Consider the following 16573-nt stretch of genomic DNA (forward strand, 5'->3'; position numbering starts at 1 on the left):
ATAAGCTCCCTTTAGTTGAAGACTCAGTTTCGAGACTATTATTGAGTGGATGGGGGCTACGGGGAATAGCTCGCTTTCCGCGGGAGCGCGGTGAGCCTCCTCGGACTGCGTCCTGTGGGGTCTCACCAAGCACTTTTTTCCCGCAGGAGTCTCGCCATTCCCCTCCGCCCACTTGCCGGAAGAAACTCTCAAAACTACCTTTCAGCAATAGGAGCTTTTATGGTTGAGAATCCTATATCAACGCGGTTTAAGCAGGATTTATAACAGTTTTAGGCAAGTAATATAAGAGGGATTTCGAGAACCTCATATGGCAAAGGGGCGTAGGGAAACGGTGAGACTCCTGTGGGAAGTGCGTGGTAGATGAGACCCCGCAGAGCGTTAGCTCAAGGAGGCTCATCACTCGCCCACGGAAAGCGAACCTTTTCCCGGAGCCCCTAAATCCACACAAACATCTCGAAATCAAGTCTTCCACAATCCTGCCATATTGTTTAATAAATTTGTTCAGGTGATTTTCAGAGACCTTTATATACAATTATGATGAAAAATAAGAATGTAGAAATTTTATATATATATTTGAACGAATGGAAGAAAGTTTACGTCTTATAGTCAGGGAACGAAATGAGGGATGTTTATGGATTCGGATCTCATCAGAAGAGCACAAGGTGGAGATGAACAGGCACTTGCTGAACTTCTGAAAAAACACTATAGCTTCATCGTTAAATACGTATGGAAAATGAGCGGTGATGAACAGTTGGCTTATGATGTAACACAAGACACACTAATCAAGACCATCCAGAAGATCAATCAGTATAACCATCGCTCCAAGTTTTCTACATGGTTGATCCAAATTGCTACACACACATACTTGGACTACAAACGAAAGCAAAAAAGAAAATATGAGCTGGATGAGAAACTGCGGGAGGAATATCCCCGCTCCCCCGTTTCTTTGGAAAGTGATTGGCATGAGGTCCAGGAGGCTTTATGGAAGCTTGAAGACGAACATCGGATCCCTCTCGTCTTGAAGCATTATTACGGTTATGAGTATACAGATATTGCAAAAATGACCAGGGTGAAAGTAGGGACAGTAAAGTCAAGGGTCCATTATGGACTGGAGAATTTACGAAAGGAGCTGAGAACAGATGACAAATGAAAAGAAGCCGCAAAATTTGGAAGGAAAGCTTCAGGAAGCAGCACGTCACACGGATGAACAGATGGAACTCACAGAACCCTCCCTCTCTTACTTCGAGAATCTAATCGAAGAACAGACCGCCCTTTGGTACCGGCAACTATGGTTTGAATTGACTTGTTTGTGGGGGATCGCTTTCATTTTTATTTCTTTCCTTATTTTCAGCTTATTCTATGTTCCTTTTTTATTTGTTTTCGCACAAATCACTTCCATTATCATCTTGATCCGCTACTTTTATAAAGAGCGCTATGAAATGGTGGAGATGCAGCAATGAAGCATTATGGACCTGAAGAAATGCCTTTATGGGGATGGATTCTTGTCGTTCTCCTTTTAGTCACACAAAGTTCCATACTATTTTTAAAAGCAAGAAAAATTGGAAAAGCTCCCTGGTTGTGGGGGGTCGTAGGACTGATTCAATTCCCTGTGCCAAGCATCATCTTTTTCATCTTATGGAAAACAGTGTGGACGAGGAAAGAAACGGTAACGAAATCATAAATTTTCTAGAAGTAAGAAAAACAATCGATAAGGAGGTGCTGTCATGTTACTCACACAGAACGTCATTGATTTTATGAATGAAAATTTAGCGATCATCGCTCCCCTGCTCATCATCCAGCTCGTTTTAATGATTACGGCTCTTGTAAGCTTAATCCGTGCAGAAACTACAAAAGGACCGAAATGGATATGGGCGCTTATTATCATATTTTTCAACACGATCGGTCCCATCGTTTATTTTATTTTTGGAAGGAGTCATGAGTCGTGATTCACCTGAAAAATCTAACGAAAACATTCGGTAAAGAAAATGCGGTGAAAAATATCACCTTCGATTTATCACAAGGAAAATGTGTCGCTTTGCTTGGACCTAATGGCGCAGGGAAAACGACAACTTTAAAAATGATCGCAGGACTTATGTACCCCTCCTCGGGCCAAGTGGAGCTTTCAAGCGGCGGAGGAGATGATATACGCAAATATATCGGCTACCTCCCCCAACATCCACAGTTTCACAATTGGATGACCGGCAAAGAGTTTCTTCACTACGTCGCCCGTCTTTCCCGAATCTCTAAGCTGGAATCTATAAAACTAGCGGAAGAATTGGTCGAGCGTGTCGGGATTGCGGATGCGAAAAACCGAAAAATATCCAGTTACTCAGGGGGAATGAAGCAAAGACTGGGAATTGCCCAGGCGATGATCCACAAGCCAAGCGTTCTTTTGCTTGATGAACCGGTGTCCGCTTTAGACCCCATCGGCCGTCGTGATGTATTAAATTTGATGGAAGAATTAAAGCAGGAAGCGACCCTCCTTTACTCCACACATATCCTGAGTGATGCAGAGGAAGCAAGTGACGAAATTCTTCTTATGCATAAAGGAGAGATCGTAGAATCAGGCTCTCTTCAAGACGTCAAGGAACGACACCAGGTAGATAAGGTTACTCTTCGTTTGGAAGGAAACGTACAGCCATTCAAAGAGAAACTGGAGACGCTCCCTTTTGTTACGCATACAGATGTCCAAAAACAAAAGATCCATGTGTATGTACAAAATGTAACAGAGGCTCGTGACGTTCTCTTAGAGCTTGTAACCAAGGAACAATGGCCGCTTCTTTTCTTTGAAGTAGGACAGACGACGCTTGAGGATCTATTCATGAAGGTGGTGAATGAACATGCAATGGATGACCATTTATAAAAAGGAATGCCTGGAATCCGCGAGAAATTACAAATGGGTTTGGGTTCCTCTTGTCTTCATTCTATTTTGCATTATGGATCCTTTGACAACCTATTATCTTCCTCAAATACTCGAATCCACAGGGGGGCTTCCAGAAGGAGCGGTCTTTGATATTCCAACACCACCGGCAGCGAACGTATTTATGATGAGTATCTCCCAAATAAATACACTCGGAGTGCTGGTCATTACTTTGATTACAATGGGAACGATTGCTGGAGAACGAAAATCAGGAGTGGCGGAGCTGATTCTTGTAAAGCCGGTCTCCTATACTGCCTATGTGACAGCCAAATGGGCAGCTCATGTCACACTCGTCCTTCTCTCTATTTTTGTCGGCTTAATAGCAAGTTGGTATTATGTTCAACTTCTTTTTGGTGACGTATCCTTCATGTATGCATTGATTACAGCTGCTTTTTATAGTTTGTATATCATTCTCGTCATCAGTATTAGTCTCTTCATGAACACATGGACGAAAATTCCCGGCGTTGTTTTATTCTTAACGATCAGCATCATCCTTGTATTAAATTTAATAACAAGTATTTTTTCCCACCTATTGGAATGGAGCCCAACAACTATCACTTCCCACCTCCCTGCCTTACTAAGAAGCGGAGAAGTCGGTCAAGACCTTTGGATGGCTGCCCTGATCACCATACTGTTAATCATTTCTCTTCTATTCGGAGCCATCCAGACACTGAAGCGAAGAGAGATTGTATAGCCAAAACCCACCTTAAACCTACCAGACCAGGTCATCCAAATGTTGGATGACCTGGTCTGGTTACGTATGGGAAACGGGTGTGTGATTTGTTCTTCGCGGTAATAGGGTATAGACTATTAGCATCTATTGCATAAGAAGTTGTTAAAGGAGAGATTTTCATGAAGCCAACTGCATTGATCACTGGAGCCTCGGGTGGTATTGGATACGAATTCGCCCGTCTGTTTGCTAAATCAGGGTATAACTTGATTGTCGTCGCACGATCTGAAGACAAACTTCAACAGTTAAAAGAAGAACTGGATGGTCATCCAATCACCATCATTCCTCAGGATCTATCAGAACCAGGAGCAGCTGAAGTTGTGTATAGTAAGGTGAAAGAGCTCGGCCTCAACGTCACCGTCCTTGTCAATAACGCTGGTTTTGGTTTGAATGGACTATTTGAAGACCTCCCATTATTAGACCAACAAAAAATGTTGCAGGTCAATATTAATGCCCTAACTGAACTGACCCACTTGTTTTTACCTGAGATTAAAGCCGCCCGCTTCCGCTCCATTCCTAAAGGAGTCTTGAACGTAGCGAGCACGGCAGCTTTTCAGCCTGGTCCTAAAATGGCCGTATACTATGCTTCCAAAGCTTACGTCCTTTCCCTCTCAGAAGCTCTTGTAGAAGAGTTGAAAGATACAAGTGTAACGGTTACCACCTTATGTCCGGGTGCAACAGATACCAACTTCTTCAAAGCAGCAAGAGCGGAGCATACGAAACTTGTAAACAGTACTATGTCCCCGGAATCGGTAGCCAAGTCTGGATTTCTTGGGTTTGTGAAAGGAAAACGTGTGGTTATCCCCGGCATGATGAACCAGGGTTTGGCCTATGCCTCCAAGCTCATCCCACGATCATTCGCAGCTAAATTAGCTCATTATGTCGATAGCTAAGGAGAGGTCATACAAGTTTATTTACGACGATTCTCTTTTTCTACTCTCCCCCTTCCTATATAATAGAAATTACTGGTAAACACTTTTAAGGGGGCTGTACATGAAGAGATTAATTGTATGGTTTTCATTCTGCCTATGTATTGGTGCGGTGACAGGAGCCTATTTGTATGTACAAACTCAGGGGGCATCCACAGCGCAGGGTGTAACCGGAACAGTGAATGCAGAAGAACTGAGAGCCTATGAGAGAGATGGGAAAAATCCTTTTGGAGGAGAGATTTCCGGACCGGAGTTAACGGACAAGGAATATCAGGAATACATTCATGCCATGTCACATCAAAAAGTGAAAGCAGATGAAAAGTGGACCTTTTTTGAAATTCACCCCCTTCGCATATCCTGGCTGCTCGAACATTTAGAAACGAATGAGTTAACTAATAAGCATGTTTATAAACAAATTTTAATGAAATGGGCGGATGGAGATTATTCAAACGCTGTAGCTGACCATAACACCATCTGGGAAATGCAGCGTGGTACAATCGGAAAAGCCAAACGTCTCCTCAGTCCTGAGGAAGAAGCCGAGTATATAAAAGAAAACAACTGACCCGATTACATCGGGTCAGTTGTTTTTTACATTTCTTCAGCAGATTTTCTGAATCCATAAAAGGACCGGTACCCTTGATTTGCGTAGTATCCCTCCGACTTTGTTGAAGCCAGCATTTCCACACGGGTACTTGGATAGCACTCGTGAGCGGTTTGAATCAATTTCTCCGCAATCCCCTGATTTCTAAAACTTTCCTTCACCAGTAGATCGCACACATACAACGTAATGGACCCATCTGTCAGTCCTCGGAGAAAACCGACAGCTTCATGATTTACAACCGCCACCAAAGCGGGTTCTGAATTCAGCCAGGAGCATAGGGTTTCCTCCCCACGTTCCACAAGGCCGCTCCATCCTTCTTTTTCATTTAATTGCTGGAGAACGTCAAAATCTTTCTCAAGAAACGTACGAATTTGAATAGATTCCATGTCATCCTACCTTTCACTGTGATTAAGATTTTCCCCTTTGAGCCGTCACCCAGTCTTTTTGATTCTATTTATCTACTCTTTATTACGTTTAATTCCCTTAAACGTTTCAATTTATATGAGAAAATTCGACTATTTTTCAAATACTTCTAAATATTCACGCAAAAATTCCGTGCACCTCTAACAAAATTCAGCGATAGGATGGGATACAAATCAGAATTCTCAATCATCAGATGGAGGAAAGTATGGTAAAATGTGAACGGAAGTTTTTCTTTTATTGTTCAAGGAGTGGAAAACATGTGGAAAAGAATACTACTGTTCACGACATTGATTTTTCTCGCCGCTTGTTCTTCTCAAAATTTATCGCTTGAGGATTTAAAAACAGCTTATCCTCAGACGTTCGCTCAGCCGGTGGAGGACTTATCGGATGAGAAAAAGGAGAAGCTTGGTCTTCCTGAAGATATGCCTTTCGAAGTCACCCAGGTGGAGTCAAAGGTGGAAGACAAAAGAGTCGAGGTCCTCTATGTATCAGATGGTTCAGATAAAGCCATGGTGAGCACCTTGTTTGATCCGGAAAATATTCTTCAAGAATCCGAAATGCAGGTCCCTCTAAATTCAGGAGCTGTAGCTGGTGTCCAGGAAAAGAAAGACCACATTTTCGTAGAATGGTATGATGGAGATCTGGACGTCATCTATCAGCTTAAATACTATGGTCCTGAAGAGGAACGGGCAGAAAATGCAATGAATATTGCAAACGCTATATAAAACTCTATCTCCCTATATCATGGGATTCCTAAAGAAGACCCGTCACGTTTACACGTGACGGGTCTTCTGATTTCCTTATAGTTTTTCTAGTTTTTTAAAGTTTCGGCTGATCGGTCTCGGAGCTTTTAGTCGATCAAAAAATACCAGGTAATTATTCTTCTTCTCATCGATTTCTTTGATAGAACCTTCACCAAAAACCGGATGCTTGACTCTGGTGCCTTTTTCGAGATAGTCACCAGCAGGCTCTCTCTCCAGACGATGTGAAGCACGAATATATTCTTTCGCTTCTTCAATAAGAGATGCATCCAATTCTCCGATACGGTCATAGAAGTGATCTTCGACTTCGAATATAAAACGGGAAGGGTATTTTTTTTGCCCTCCATTTTGAAAACCCTCAGATTCAGTTAAATAGAGTTCCTGTTCCGCTCTCGTCACGGCTACATAGGCAAGCCGGCGTTCCTCTTCCAGACCTCTCTCTTTCCGCTGCCTGATTGCACGAACATTAGGGAGAACACTTTCTGACATGCCAATAACGAATACATAAGGATACTCCAACCCTTTGGCTGTATGAATGGTCATGAGTTTAACGGAGTCCACCTGATCTGCCCGGTCATTATCTGAGTAGAGGGCAACCATTTGTAAATATTCGTCCAAATCAATATCTTCTCCGAGCGTCTGCTCATACTGGACGATGGAATGGAGGAGTTCAGTCATATTATCCAATCTCTCCTGATCTCCATCCTCCCGCCGATAAGCTTCGTATCCTGTCACCTGCATGGCTTCCTGCAGCAGTTCTGATACTTTTCTTTTGCTGCGAATTCCCTTCAAATACTCAATGGCCTCGATGAAAGTGCTTGCGCCTGTGCGCCTCAATCGATCATGATCCACATATTTTTTCAGTGTTTCATAGAGGGATTTCCCCTCCTCTTCCGCCTTTTCCCTGAGAAAACCCATCCGCTTCTTTCCAATTTGACGCTTTGGTACATTGATAATACGACTGAAAGACAAATCATCCTGAAAAGCGATCATTTTCAAGTGAGCGAGGGCATCCTTAATTTCCAGACGATCAAAAAATTTAAATCCTCCGAAAATCGTATATTCAATATTTTCAGCTATGAGTTCCTGTTCTACGAAACGGGATAAATAATTCGCTCGATACAAAATGGCAATCTCACTCAAATTCGCTTTCTTATTTTCCACGAGCTGTTTAATACGATTCACGATCCATTTTGCTTCTTTTATCTCATCCTTGCCATGATAATGCACCACTTTCACACCATGAGGATTTACAGGAAGCATATCCTTATCCACTCTGAAATAATTGTTACGGATTAAGGCGTTTCCTAGAGAAAGAATCTCAGGTGTGGAACGATAGTTTTCCTTCAAAAAGATGGTCTGAGCATCCGGAAAGTAATTTTCAAAGTCTACCATATATTTAGGGTCTGCGCCCCGCCATTCATAGATCGTTTGATCGGGATCACCAACGACGAAGAGATTCCCCTGTTTTTCTGACAACATCTTCACAAGTTCGAATTGTTTAAAGCTGCTGTCCTGAAATTCATCGACCTGTATGTAAAAAAGTCGATCCTGCCACTTTTCAAGCACTTCCTTATTCTGCTCAAAAAGAGTGAAAACAAAATTGAGTAAATCATCAAAATCCAACCCGTACACCCGCTTCTGCTTCTTGAGGTACTGTTGAATAATCTGACTGTCGAGGTCACCTGAATCTTCTACAGAAGGCATGGCTCCACGGAGAATCATTTGTTGGACATAATGTGTGTTTCCTTTAAGAATACCAATTTTATCAAGAATTCTTTTGAACGTTTTGTCATTGAGCTTTAATCCCATATCTTCAAAGATCTCTCTCAATAGAATCTTCTGATCCTCCACGTCCAAAATGACAAAATTCTTCGGATAAAAGAGACGGTGGATGTCTTCACGCAGGACACGTACACAAAATCCATGGTACGTAGTTATAAACCCTGTGTCCTGCTCTCCACCAATCAATTTCTTCACCCGCCGTCTCATTTCATGGGCTGCTTTGTTTGTAAAAGTCACAGACAGCATATTAGCAGGGTCGATCCCGAGCTCATTCACGATGAAAGCATACCGATGAGTTAAGGCTCGTGTCTTGCCGGAACCTGCCCCAGCGATGACACGAACATAACCTTCTGTAGATACGACCGCTTCTTGTTGGGATGGATTTAGTCCGTCCAATAGTTCTTCCATATCGATCACCTTTCAAGAACATTTGTTTGTATTATAGCACACTAGAAAGCAGAGAGTGTGTATGGTTCTTTATAGATGAAAGAAAGGCGATAAAAAACACGTGAGAGGAAAAATCTCACTTAAAGATTTCAAAGGCGAAAAAGCCCACTAGTCCTTAAATTAATGAAGGAGGAAGAAGACACATTGTTCTTACAATCAATCAAGTTTTTTTTATAAGGAAAGCAATACTTGGGTATCGATGGTGATTTTTATGGGGTTTTAAACGTATGGTCGTATGATGATTTTAGACGGTTGAGAAAGGGAAATGAACCTGTTTTTTTAAAACTCTTTTGAATCGAGGTGGATATAGAAGCCCAGCAACAAACATGCATGTCACTGTATTTATTTGAAGTTCGGCTTCAACCCTGTTTCCAAAAAATACTTCGTTGCTTGCTGCACGTTCATAAATGTACGGACACCATCAAGTTGGATATGATTTTGCGCAAATTCCATTACTACCTGTGGACGCATGCCGGCAAGAACAACTTCTATGCCCAACAACTTAAGGCTCATCATCAGGTTTTTCAAAAGGACCGCCCATTCTTCATCAATCGAAGTAATGCCCGAAAACTGGATCGCCAGTCGACTCACATTCTGTTCCTGACATAAAACTGGTACCCTCTCTAATAAGATATGACGCTGTTCCTCTCTTAAAATGGGCTGTAATGGTAAAAGGGCATAACCTTTAGCAATGGTCACAATATTAGCAGTCATTTCTTCAATCATATGGATTAACTCCTTCTCTCTTTTCGACTGCTCCGTCATATTGAAAATACGGATGAGAATAAAGCTTTCTCCTTCATGAGTGAAACGTTTTGTAGAAATGTGCAGCACCATGTCCATCCCCTGCCACTGAAACTCCATTCCTTCAAAGTCTATATCTTTTTTTTCTTTAATAGACTTAGATAGGATTCTTTTCTCTGGTGCCAAATCCGGATACACATGATTGAGTTTCTCTCCAACAATGCGTTCTTCCTGTAATTGGAACATCCTAACATAGGCAGGGTTGACATAGGTGATTGTGTATTCTTCATCACTAATCAGCACTCCCTCATCCAAAAGGTCCATCGCATTCCTTAATAGCATGAGAATCCCCCCAGTACAAATCTCTTACTTTTATTATGAGGATATAGAAGAGAAATGCAAGGTAATTCGACACTATTATCTAAATATTATGAATGAATATCAATAGCCTTCCATATCTTCAACATAATGGCAGGATATTAGTCAAAAAAGAAGTGCGGCAACGGTTCAAGAGCTGAGCCGCTGACGCACTTCTTCTTAAGCTTTTTCCATTTTGTCACACTTAGACAAGATGGCTACATGTTTTAAATTACCTATGGAATCGAATTCTATTTCAACATAATCACCTGGTTTTACAAAGCTTAGCCTCTCTCTGAGTACAGAAAGTTCATTCTTAAATTCGGATTCTTCGACCAAAATCGCATAAGCCCCTTCGTATCGATCCAGTTTATATTGGTTCACCGATTCAATCCCCTTCTGTTTTAGTGTCAGGCACCTGGAAGAACTAATATGCGCCTTCTTTCTAACCATTTCCCATTATGGTATAAGACCTCTTATTACAAAGCATTCCCTTCATTATTCATGACTAAACATGTCGAATTTAGAGTTCTGGACAATGATCACGTACCGTGATAAAATAAAACTAACAAACGTTAGTTAGTGAAAGGAGAGAGCTGAGTGACAAAAGAAACGATTATTGATGAGAGTCTAAAGCTCTTTGCCAATTATGGGTACGAAAATACGACCCTTGCCAATATTGCGGAGGCAGTCGGAATAAAGAAACCTTCTCTTTATAACCATTTTGATAATAAAGAAGATATCTTTCTTCATGTTCTATATGACGTGGGAGAGAGAGAAAAGAGTCATTTGATGAATCAAGCAGAAGCTATGCAGCAGGACTCAGTGCCTGATCATCTTCACGAGATCTATCGTGTTTACCTGGAACATATGGCTCATTCAACAGAAGGCATGTTCTTCAAGCGTGTCACCTTTTTTCCTCCCGAAGAATTCGCAGATGAAATTAAGAAGGTATTCTTGATGGTAGAAGACTGCATGACTGAGATCATCCGACCGGTATTTGAACGTGGAAAAGAGATGAAAATTATCCGCCCTCTTTCTACAGATACGCTAACATCTGCTTTTTATACGTTAGTTGACGGTTTGTTTCTGGAAGAAAATTTTTATGACCGGGATGTTTTTGAAGAAAGGCAAGAAGCAAGCTGGCAGATTTTCTGGCTTGGCATTAAGAACCCCGAGCATTAGGGAGGGATGAAACGATGGCATGGATTTATTTATTCTTCGGTGCTTTTTTTGAAATTGGATGGGCTGTTGGTTTGAAATTGTCAAAGGGATTCACAGATCCTCTCTTTTCAACCATTACCGTCATTTGTATCGTAATCAGCTTCACTTTCTTTACAAAAGCATTAAAAGTGATTGATATCGGGACAGGTTATGCGATATTTACAGGGATTGGCGCAGCAGGTACAGCTTTAATCGGGATGATCTTTCTTGGCGACGGAGGCGGAGCTGGGAAAGTCTTTTTTATTATGCTTTTAATTACAGGGATTATTGGTTTAAAAATGTCTGAGACAAATAATACAGAACAGCTACAACAGGAGGGATAAGTATGGCATGGGTTTTCTTAATGATGGCTGGAGTAGGAGAAATGACGGCAATGTTCTTCTTAAAGTTGTCGGATGGCTTTCAAAAACGGAAGCCGGCGTTCATGGCCATCCTTGCAGGTGCGGCAAGCTTCTATTTCCTTTCTTTATCTCTAAAAGATCTTCCAATAGGAACAGCTTATGGAATATGGACAGGAATCGGGTCAGCGGGTACCGTGCTGCTGGGCATATTTTTCTTTAAGGAACCAGCGAACCGGAAACGTCTGTTGTTCATTACTTGTATCGTTGCCGGAGTCATCGGCTTAAAAATGGTTTCATAGACTTATGATAGGCTTGTAATCTTATTTTCGAGCGATTACAATAGAGTAAGCAACAATCTACAAGATTCGACAAAACACTTGTTTTTCTGTCGTTTTGTAGTGATGGAGGAAATGTAATGAGAAGAATTTTATTAGCCATTCTTATGATGATCGTCATCGGTTTTAGTTATGTGGGCTATACAAGTATGGATACGGATGCGAATCCTTCCATTCCTAAAGAAACAGAGAGTTATTGAATATCAATAATTTAACCCCCTTCGCGGAAGCGAAGGGGGTTTGTTTTGGTATAAGAGAAAGATGTCGAGGGAGAAAGGTTATTTCTTAGGAAGGTTCACTTCTAAGTCCTCTCCCCATTTTTCTTCTAAATATTGATCACGGCCGGAGTTTCCACGATAAAAATCGTAGCGCAGTTTATTTTTTTTATAATAATCCTGGTGATATTCCTCCGCTTTATAAAATTCTCCCATTTCCTTGATCGGAGTGACTAATTCTTTCTGAAAGCGACCTGAATGTTGGAGGTCTTGTTCCGATTGCTCAGCGATTTCCTGCTGTTCAGGTGTGTGAAAAAAAATAGCGGTCGTATATTGGTACCCTCGATCCACAAACTGACCTTCGTCATCGGTCGGATTGACTTGCTTCCAGAAAACATCGAGAATCTGTTCATAGGAGATGACATCTGGATCATAGTAGACTTGCACAGACTCAATATGGCCCGTACCTCCGGACGATACTTCATCATAAGAAGGATTTTCTGTTTCCCCTCCCGTATAACCGGATATGACACTATGGACACCTTTCAATTTTTCAAATGGAGGCTCCATACACCAAAAGCACCCTCCAGCCAGAGTCGCCACCTCGTATCCATCAGGTATTTCCTGTGCTGTAACAGCTTCACTATCATAATTTCTTTTTGTTAAATAGGCATAAGCTTCCGGGATGGCAAGAACAGCAATGATGGAAAGTACAGCTATAATGATGACCCATTTTGTCCGCTTCTTCACAGTCTCCCCCCTCTTTTGGGTGTTTATTTCAGAATAACATGTTCATCTGTGGCAGTTGAAATGCTGACTCTTTCGCGATGTGTAATCCTATTCTTCATCTTCCAAAGTTAAGCCATCTACATGTTTCCGATCCATTACTTTTTTAATTTTTCTGTATTCCTTAGATTTAAAAATAATATCAAAATCATAATCCTCTGGATAAAGTTCATCGGCTGAAATATGGAGTTTCAAGCATTTATGATTGTACTCTTTCTTTTCTCCTTTCACTTGGACGATATAATTCCCGAGGGCATCCGGGCCTTTATAAACAATACCCATTTCCTCTTCTGCAGGAATCCATACATTGTCCCCCATTTGAAATTCAGCTTTCTCTTTCTTCTGAGATTTACGTTTTTGTCTATACCTATTGATCGCTATCTGCTTAGCATAGGACGGATTTTTTAAAAGCTTATCCTCTTGCGTAAAGTCCCCATCTTGCTTATATGTGATGCCATAAGCATGATTGAGGATTTCCGGATGGAGCCCTAATTTATATGCGATATCAAACGCCTGACTCTTTCCAGCTGTCCCTATTTGCAGCTGGTAGGTAGGCTTGAGGGTTTCCAAGTCAAATTCCATCGCTCCATTCATGAAGCCCTCTTTCTCCATGGCATACGTTTTCATCTCACTATAGTGAGTGGTCGCCAAAATGGTGGAGCCTTTATTGGCGAGCTGATCCAGAATAGCTGTGGCTAAACCCATCCCCTCACCAGGATCTGTTCCAGAACCGATTTCATCCAGTAGTAACAATGAATGATCATTCGCTTGTTGCAGGATGTGAATTAAATTCGTGAGCCTTGAACTGAAGGTGCTCAAATTCTCTTCAATGCTCTGCCCATCACCAATATCAACAAACACATGTTGGAAAAGTGGTAACCTGGTACCGGGTTGTGCAGAAATCGGCAGTCCACATTGCGCCATCAAACAAAACAAGCCCACGGTTTTTAACGTTACCGTCTTCCCGCCTGTATTTGGTCCAGTAATAAGCAGAGCTTGATCCTCCACACCCATATGGAGATTCAGAGGGACGGCTTTTTCCCCTAGTAGAGGATGACGCCCCTCTCTAATCTCAATCTCCCCTTGTGAAAAGGACGGTGAATGACCATCAATCAATTTGCTGTATTTCGCTTTTGCAAAAAGAACATCATACTGGTGCATCGTTTCCATAGCGATATTCAACTCATATTCCTTTTCCAGTACAGAGGCGGTCAAGGCATAAAGAATCCTTTCCACCTCCTGCTCTTCCTGCATTTTCAAAAGCCCGACTTGCTCTTGAAGGGACGTCACTTCATCAGGTTCTATGAAGAGCGTCGCTCCAGAAGAAGATTGATCAAGGATGACCCCCTTCACTTTGGATCGGTTCTCTCTTTTGACAGGAAGGGTCAACCGACCTCCTTTATCCACCGGTCTCGTCTCTTGAAGAAAAGAACTGTACTTTTTAGCTGAACTTTCCATCCTCGTTTTCATGTCGCTGAGAGTTTTGTCAATTTTTCTACGCAGCTTTCCTAACTCTTTCGATGCAGACTCATCGATTTGCCCATGGCGGATTTTCCCATAAATCTCTTCTTCCAATTGAGATAAATCCGCGATGGAATCGACATACAAAGAAATGGTCGGGGCTAGAATCTGTTTATCTCTCATAAACCGTTTCAATTTTGTACAATGCTCAAGAAATGAGACAAGGGAACCAAATTGCTGCGGCCGGATATAGATTCCTTTGTTCCCTTGATCAATCATGACCTGAATGTCACCAAGAGTATGAATAGGCACATGACTGTGACTATCGATTATGGTTCTTGCCTCTTTGACCTCCTCATGCTTCCTTTCCAACATCTTTTGGTCATCGGATGGTTCCAAATGCAGAATAGTTTCTTTCCCTCGATCTGTATGAGCAAAGTCACTGACTCTTGTTAAAATATTGTTCAAACCTAAACTTTCAAATGTTTGCTTATTCAATGTTTTTTTCCTCCTCATTTTGACAGGTGATTACAAAAAAAGTCCGCACCAAGCTAAAGATAGCTCGCTGCGGACTCCGTAGGGACTCATAAAGAATGCAGTTCCACGAATGTACGAAAAAAAAGCTATGACTGAATAAGCCAGTCATAGCTTTTAGGATCGTTTTATCCAGCTATGCTTATGCTTGTTCTTAACTGTTCCTGAAAAAGGGTATAACAAACCAAGCATGCTTTCGCACACTTTTTTCAGGACGTATCCAGTTCATGGATTAGTTAAGAACAACCACACTCATAAATCATTTCTCCTTCACGGGTTTAAAGTTACATTCGTGAAACCATCACCTGTGTTCCCTTATAATATATGACAGGTACTCCCTACTGTCAACTGTTGAAAATATCATTTATAAGGGAGAGATCTAAGGAATCTGTTCTAGCACCTAAAGATCGCTTCACGATTCTTAAAGCATTTTTATTATCATCCTTATACTCAGACGCTGTCCCGTCTTCCGGCACCCAAATATTATATTCCCTCATATAAGCATCATTCGCTGTAAAAATGACACAGATATCACCGGCTACTCCAGTCAAAATAAGGTTCTTCACCTCTAGATGGTCTAAGAGAATACTTAACTGTGTTCCAAAAAAGCCCGAATGCTTCGGTTTAATAATAAAGTAATCATCTTCATCAGGCTCCATTTGTTCAACCACAGGTTTTCCTATCCCCTTTTTACATTCTTCCAACAATTCAGTTGCATTGTCCTGCCAAAGCCCAAAGTTATCATTCACATAAATCACTGGCATGCCTTGCTGTTTGACCTCTTTTTTGAATTCACTCAAACGCTTTGCGACAGGAAGACTGTTTTCTAGTAGGTTTTCTCCACCATCAAAATCCATTTTATTAATCATATCAATGATGATGAGTGCTGTATCCTGGCTCATAATTCTATAATCACTCTCCTTAGAAGCGTTCGGGGCCTGCAGGAACCCGCCGTTTATGTTCAGTCTTCTTGTGAAGTTCTTTTAAATTCTTTTCATCTTCGGGATCGATCTTTTCCCCTCTCAGATAAGCATCGATCGTATCATAAGACATCCCCAGTTCTTCTTCATCTGTCTGCCCTTCCCAAAGTTCTGCACTCGGTTTTTTATGAACGATCGAGTCCGGGACATTCAGTGCCTCGGCCATTTCCTTCACTTCTTCTTTTCTTAAATTGATCAGAGGAACAAGGTCCACTCCCCCATCTCCGTATTTCGTAAAGTAGCCGGTATAATCTTCTGCAGCATTATCCGTACCTACAACAAGGTAGTTATAGTTGTTTCCAACAGCATAAAGCGTACTCATCCGCAGACGGGCTTGAAGGTTCGCACCACCCAGCTGAGACTTCTCGTCATTCCAATCCCCTTTTTCATTCAGCTGGTTCTTAATGGTGTCGTAAGTGGTTTGATAAGCATCCGTCAATTCAATACCAACATAATTAAGCTCTGCTCCTTCTACAACAGCCAAAGCATCGGTTTGGTCTTCCACCCCTTTATTAATTGGAAGTATTACACCTAAGGAATTTTCAGGGAACGCTCGCTTAATCAAGTAGGACACCACTGCAGAATCAATACCACCGCTTATACCGACCAAAAGACCGTCAGCACCTGCTTCTTCTGTCTTCGTCCTCAGCCAATTAGTCAAATGCTCAATTCTTTCTTCCATTTTCAATAACTCCCTTCATTTTACAATCTAAGGATTGCTTTCCTTTAAAAGGGAAAATATAAACCTAAAGCTTTATTATAGGAAATAACTATACTAGAGAGTTATTAAAGTAAATGGCAGGTTTCTTAAAGACTCAGTTTCGAGACTTATGCTGAGTGGATGGGGCGGAGGGGAATAGCTCGCTTTCCGCGGGAGCGCGGTGAGCCTCCTCGGACTGCGTCCTGTGGGGTCTCACCAAGCACTTTTTTCCCGCAGGAGTCTCGCCATTCCCCTCCGCCCCTTAACCAAGTATGGTTCTCGAAACCACTACTTAAAAAT

Annotated in this window: 20 protein-coding genes; 12 read left to right on the forward strand and 8 right to left on the reverse strand. The window is 41.7% G+C overall.

What is annotated here, in order from left to right; translation table 11 throughout:
* The first annotated feature begins 631 nt into the window (after positions 1-631).
* The 8 genes from sigY to VKA52_RS06045 all read left to right on the forward strand — a co-directional run bounded on the left by sigY (position 632) and on the right by VKA52_RS06045 (position 5141).
* Complete coding sequence (gene sigY / locus VKA52_RS06010) at positions 632-1150, forward strand: RNA polymerase sigma factor SigY (RefSeq protein WP_326314554.1); 519 nt, start codon at positions 632-634, stop codon at positions 1148-1150.
* Positions 1140-1460 (forward strand): YxlC family protein, encoded by a 321-nt coding sequence (locus VKA52_RS06015; protein ID WP_160916411.1) that lies wholly within the window; start codon positions 1140-1142, stop codon positions 1458-1460. The genes sigY and VKA52_RS06015 overlap by 11 nt, the downstream gene beginning before the upstream one ends.
* Positions 1457-1681 (forward strand): sigma-Y antisigma factor component, encoded by a 225-nt coding sequence (locus VKA52_RS06020; RefSeq protein WP_326314555.1) that lies wholly within the window; start codon positions 1457-1459, stop codon positions 1679-1681. Before VKA52_RS06015 ends, VKA52_RS06020 begins: the two co-directional genes overlap by 4 nt.
* A 43-nt stretch (positions 1682-1724) precedes the next feature.
* Positions 1725-1946, forward strand: a complete 222-nt coding sequence (locus VKA52_RS06025) for a PLD nuclease N-terminal domain-containing protein (protein ID WP_237417561.1) — start codon at positions 1725-1727, stop codon at positions 1944-1946.
* On the forward strand, positions 1943-2863 hold the full coding sequence (locus tag VKA52_RS06030; RefSeq protein ID WP_326314556.1) for an ABC transporter ATP-binding protein: 921 nt from the start codon (positions 1943-1945) through the stop codon (positions 2861-2863). Before VKA52_RS06025 ends, VKA52_RS06030 begins: the two co-directional genes overlap by 4 nt.
* On the forward strand, positions 2841-3614 hold the full coding sequence (locus tag VKA52_RS06035) for an ABC transporter permease (RefSeq protein WP_160916504.1): 774 nt from the start codon (positions 2841-2843) through the stop codon (positions 3612-3614). The genes VKA52_RS06030 and VKA52_RS06035 overlap by 23 nt, the downstream gene beginning before the upstream one ends.
* Before the next feature lie 158 nt (positions 3615-3772).
* Positions 3773-4543 (forward strand): SDR family NAD(P)-dependent oxidoreductase, encoded by a 771-nt coding sequence (locus VKA52_RS06040; protein WP_326314557.1) that lies wholly within the window; start codon positions 3773-3775, stop codon positions 4541-4543.
* Positions 4544-4643: 100 nt separating this feature from the next.
* Positions 4644-5141: a DUF6241 domain-containing protein gene (locus VKA52_RS06045; protein WP_160916406.1), complete on the forward strand. Its 498-nt coding sequence runs from the start codon at positions 4644-4646 to the stop codon at positions 5139-5141.
* A gap of 26 nt (positions 5142-5167) precedes the next feature.
* On the opposite strand, the gene VKA52_RS06050 is transcribed toward VKA52_RS06045, so the two are convergent.
* On the reverse strand, positions 5168-5566 hold the full coding sequence (locus tag VKA52_RS06050; protein ID WP_160916404.1) for a GNAT family N-acetyltransferase: 399 nt from the start codon (positions 5564-5566) through the stop codon (positions 5168-5170).
* 294 nt (positions 5567-5860) lie between these two features.
* Here VKA52_RS06050 and VKA52_RS06055 point away from each other — a divergent pair, with 294 nt between their 5' ends.
* Positions 5861-6328: a hypothetical protein gene (locus VKA52_RS06055; RefSeq protein ID WP_160916402.1), complete on the forward strand. Its 468-nt coding sequence runs from the start codon at positions 5861-5863 to the stop codon at positions 6326-6328.
* Between the two features lie 75 nt (positions 6329-6403).
* Here VKA52_RS06055 and VKA52_RS06060 read toward each other — a convergent pair whose 3' ends face one another.
* The 3 genes from VKA52_RS06060 to VKA52_RS06070 all read right to left on the reverse strand — a co-directional run bounded on the left by VKA52_RS06060 (position 6404) and on the right by VKA52_RS06070 (position 10081).
* The gene (locus VKA52_RS06060; protein ID WP_326314558.1) at positions 6404-8557 is read right to left on the reverse strand and encodes an ATP-dependent helicase; all 2154 of its coding nucleotides are present in this window, start codon (positions 8555-8557) and stop codon (positions 6404-6406) included.
* Positions 8558-8938: 381 nt separating this feature from the next.
* Positions 8939-9682, reverse strand: coding sequence for a PAS domain-containing protein (locus VKA52_RS06065; protein WP_160916398.1), 744 nt, complete (start codon positions 9680-9682; stop codon positions 8939-8941).
* A gap of 195 nt (positions 9683-9877) precedes the next feature.
* Positions 9878-10081, reverse strand: coding sequence for a hypothetical protein (locus tag VKA52_RS06070; protein ID WP_089653914.1), 204 nt, complete (start codon positions 10079-10081; stop codon positions 9878-9880).
* Between the two features lie 216 nt (positions 10082-10297).
* On the opposite strand from VKA52_RS06070, the gene VKA52_RS06075 reads away from it, so the two are divergent.
* From VKA52_RS06075 to VKA52_RS06085, 3 genes are read left to right on the forward strand one after another with little or no spacing between them, the layout of a single operon-like run.
* Positions 10298-10882 (forward strand): TetR/AcrR family transcriptional regulator, encoded by a 585-nt coding sequence (locus VKA52_RS06075; protein WP_326314559.1) that lies wholly within the window; start codon positions 10298-10300, stop codon positions 10880-10882.
* Positions 10883-10896: 14 nt separating this feature from the next.
* A complete protein-coding gene (locus VKA52_RS06080) occupies positions 10897-11244 on the forward strand; it encodes a DMT family transporter (protein ID WP_160916394.1) in 348 nt (115 codons plus the stop codon).
* A gap of 2 nt (positions 11245-11246) precedes the next feature.
* A complete protein-coding gene (locus VKA52_RS06085) occupies positions 11247-11561 on the forward strand; it encodes a DMT family transporter (RefSeq protein WP_160916392.1) in 315 nt (104 codons plus the stop codon).
* Between the two features lie 314 nt (positions 11562-11875).
* Here VKA52_RS06085 and msrA read toward each other — a convergent pair whose 3' ends face one another.
* From msrA to nadE, 4 genes are all read right to left on the reverse strand, one after another.
* Positions 11876-12562, reverse strand: a complete 687-nt coding sequence (msrA, locus tag VKA52_RS06090; protein ID WP_326314560.1) for a peptide-methionine (S)-S-oxide reductase MsrA — start codon at positions 12560-12562, stop codon at positions 11876-11878.
* 87 nt (positions 12563-12649) lie between these two features.
* Complete coding sequence (locus tag VKA52_RS06095) at positions 12650-14557, reverse strand: endonuclease MutS2 (RefSeq protein WP_326314561.1); 1908 nt, start codon at positions 14555-14557, stop codon at positions 12650-12652.
* A 380-nt stretch (positions 14558-14937) separates the two neighbouring features.
* The gene (locus VKA52_RS06100; RefSeq protein ID WP_160916386.1) at positions 14938-15495 is read right to left on the reverse strand and encodes an isochorismatase family cysteine hydrolase; all 558 of its coding nucleotides are present in this window, start codon (positions 15493-15495) and stop codon (positions 14938-14940) included.
* Between the two features lie 19 nt (positions 15496-15514).
* Entirely contained in the window at positions 15515-16255 is a 741-nt protein-coding gene (gene nadE / locus VKA52_RS06105) for an NAD(+) synthase (protein ID WP_326314562.1), read from the reverse strand.
* Positions 16256-16573 lie beyond the last annotated feature (318 nt).

The organism is Halobacillus sp. HZG1 (genome assembly GCF_035818575.1).
Lineage (GTDB): Bacteria > Bacillota > Bacilli > Bacillales > Halobacillaceae > Halobacillus > Halobacillus litoralis.

What these genes read in the sequence shown, in the direction of transcription:
- sigY (WP_326314554.1), top strand. Translation starts at nt 632, where the DNA reads ATGGATTCGGATCTCATCAGAAGAGCACAAGGTGGAGATGAACAGGCA.
- VKA52_RS06035 (WP_160916504.1), top strand. Translation starts at nt 2,841, where the DNA reads ATGCAATGGATGACCATTTATAAAAAGGAATGCCTGGAATCCGCGAGA.
- VKA52_RS06015 (WP_160916411.1), top strand. Translation starts at nt 1,140, where the DNA reads ATGACAAATGAAAAGAAGCCGCAAAATTTGGAAGGAAAGCTTCAGGAA.
- VKA52_RS06020 (WP_326314555.1), top strand. Translation starts at nt 1,457, where the DNA reads ATGAAGCATTATGGACCTGAAGAAATGCCTTTATGGGGATGGATTCTT.
- VKA52_RS06050 (WP_160916404.1), bottom strand. Translation starts at nt 5,566, where the DNA reads ATGGAATCTATTCAAATTCGTACGTTTCTTGAGAAAGATTTTGACGTT.
- VKA52_RS06025 (WP_237417561.1), top strand. Translation starts at nt 1,725, where the DNA reads ATGTTACTCACACAGAACGTCATTGATTTTATGAATGAAAATTTAGCG.
- VKA52_RS06040 (WP_326314557.1), top strand. Translation starts at nt 3,773, where the DNA reads ATGAAGCCAACTGCATTGATCACTGGAGCCTCGGGTGGTATTGGATAC.
- VKA52_RS06055 (WP_160916402.1), top strand. Translation starts at nt 5,861, where the DNA reads ATGTGGAAAAGAATACTACTGTTCACGACATTGATTTTTCTCGCCGCT.
- VKA52_RS06080 (WP_160916394.1), top strand. Translation starts at nt 10,897, where the DNA reads ATGGCATGGATTTATTTATTCTTCGGTGCTTTTTTTGAAATTGGATGG.
- nadE (WP_326314562.1), bottom strand. Translation starts at nt 16,255, where the DNA reads ATGGAAGAAAGAATTGAGCATTTGACTAATTGGCTGAGGACGAAGACA.
- VKA52_RS06060 (WP_326314558.1), bottom strand. Translation starts at nt 8,557, where the DNA reads ATGGAAGAACTATTGGACGGACTAAATCCATCCCAACAAGAAGCGGTC.
- VKA52_RS06045 (WP_160916406.1), top strand. Translation starts at nt 4,644, where the DNA reads ATGAAGAGATTAATTGTATGGTTTTCATTCTGCCTATGTATTGGTGCG.
- VKA52_RS06065 (WP_160916398.1), bottom strand. Translation starts at nt 9,682, where the DNA reads ATGCTATTAAGGAATGCGATGGACCTTTTGGATGAGGGAGTGCTGATT.
- VKA52_RS06100 (WP_160916386.1), bottom strand. Translation starts at nt 15,495, where the DNA reads ATGAGCCAGGATACAGCACTCATCATCATTGATATGATTAATAAAATG.
- VKA52_RS06085 (WP_160916392.1), top strand. Translation starts at nt 11,247, where the DNA reads ATGGCATGGGTTTTCTTAATGATGGCTGGAGTAGGAGAAATGACGGCA.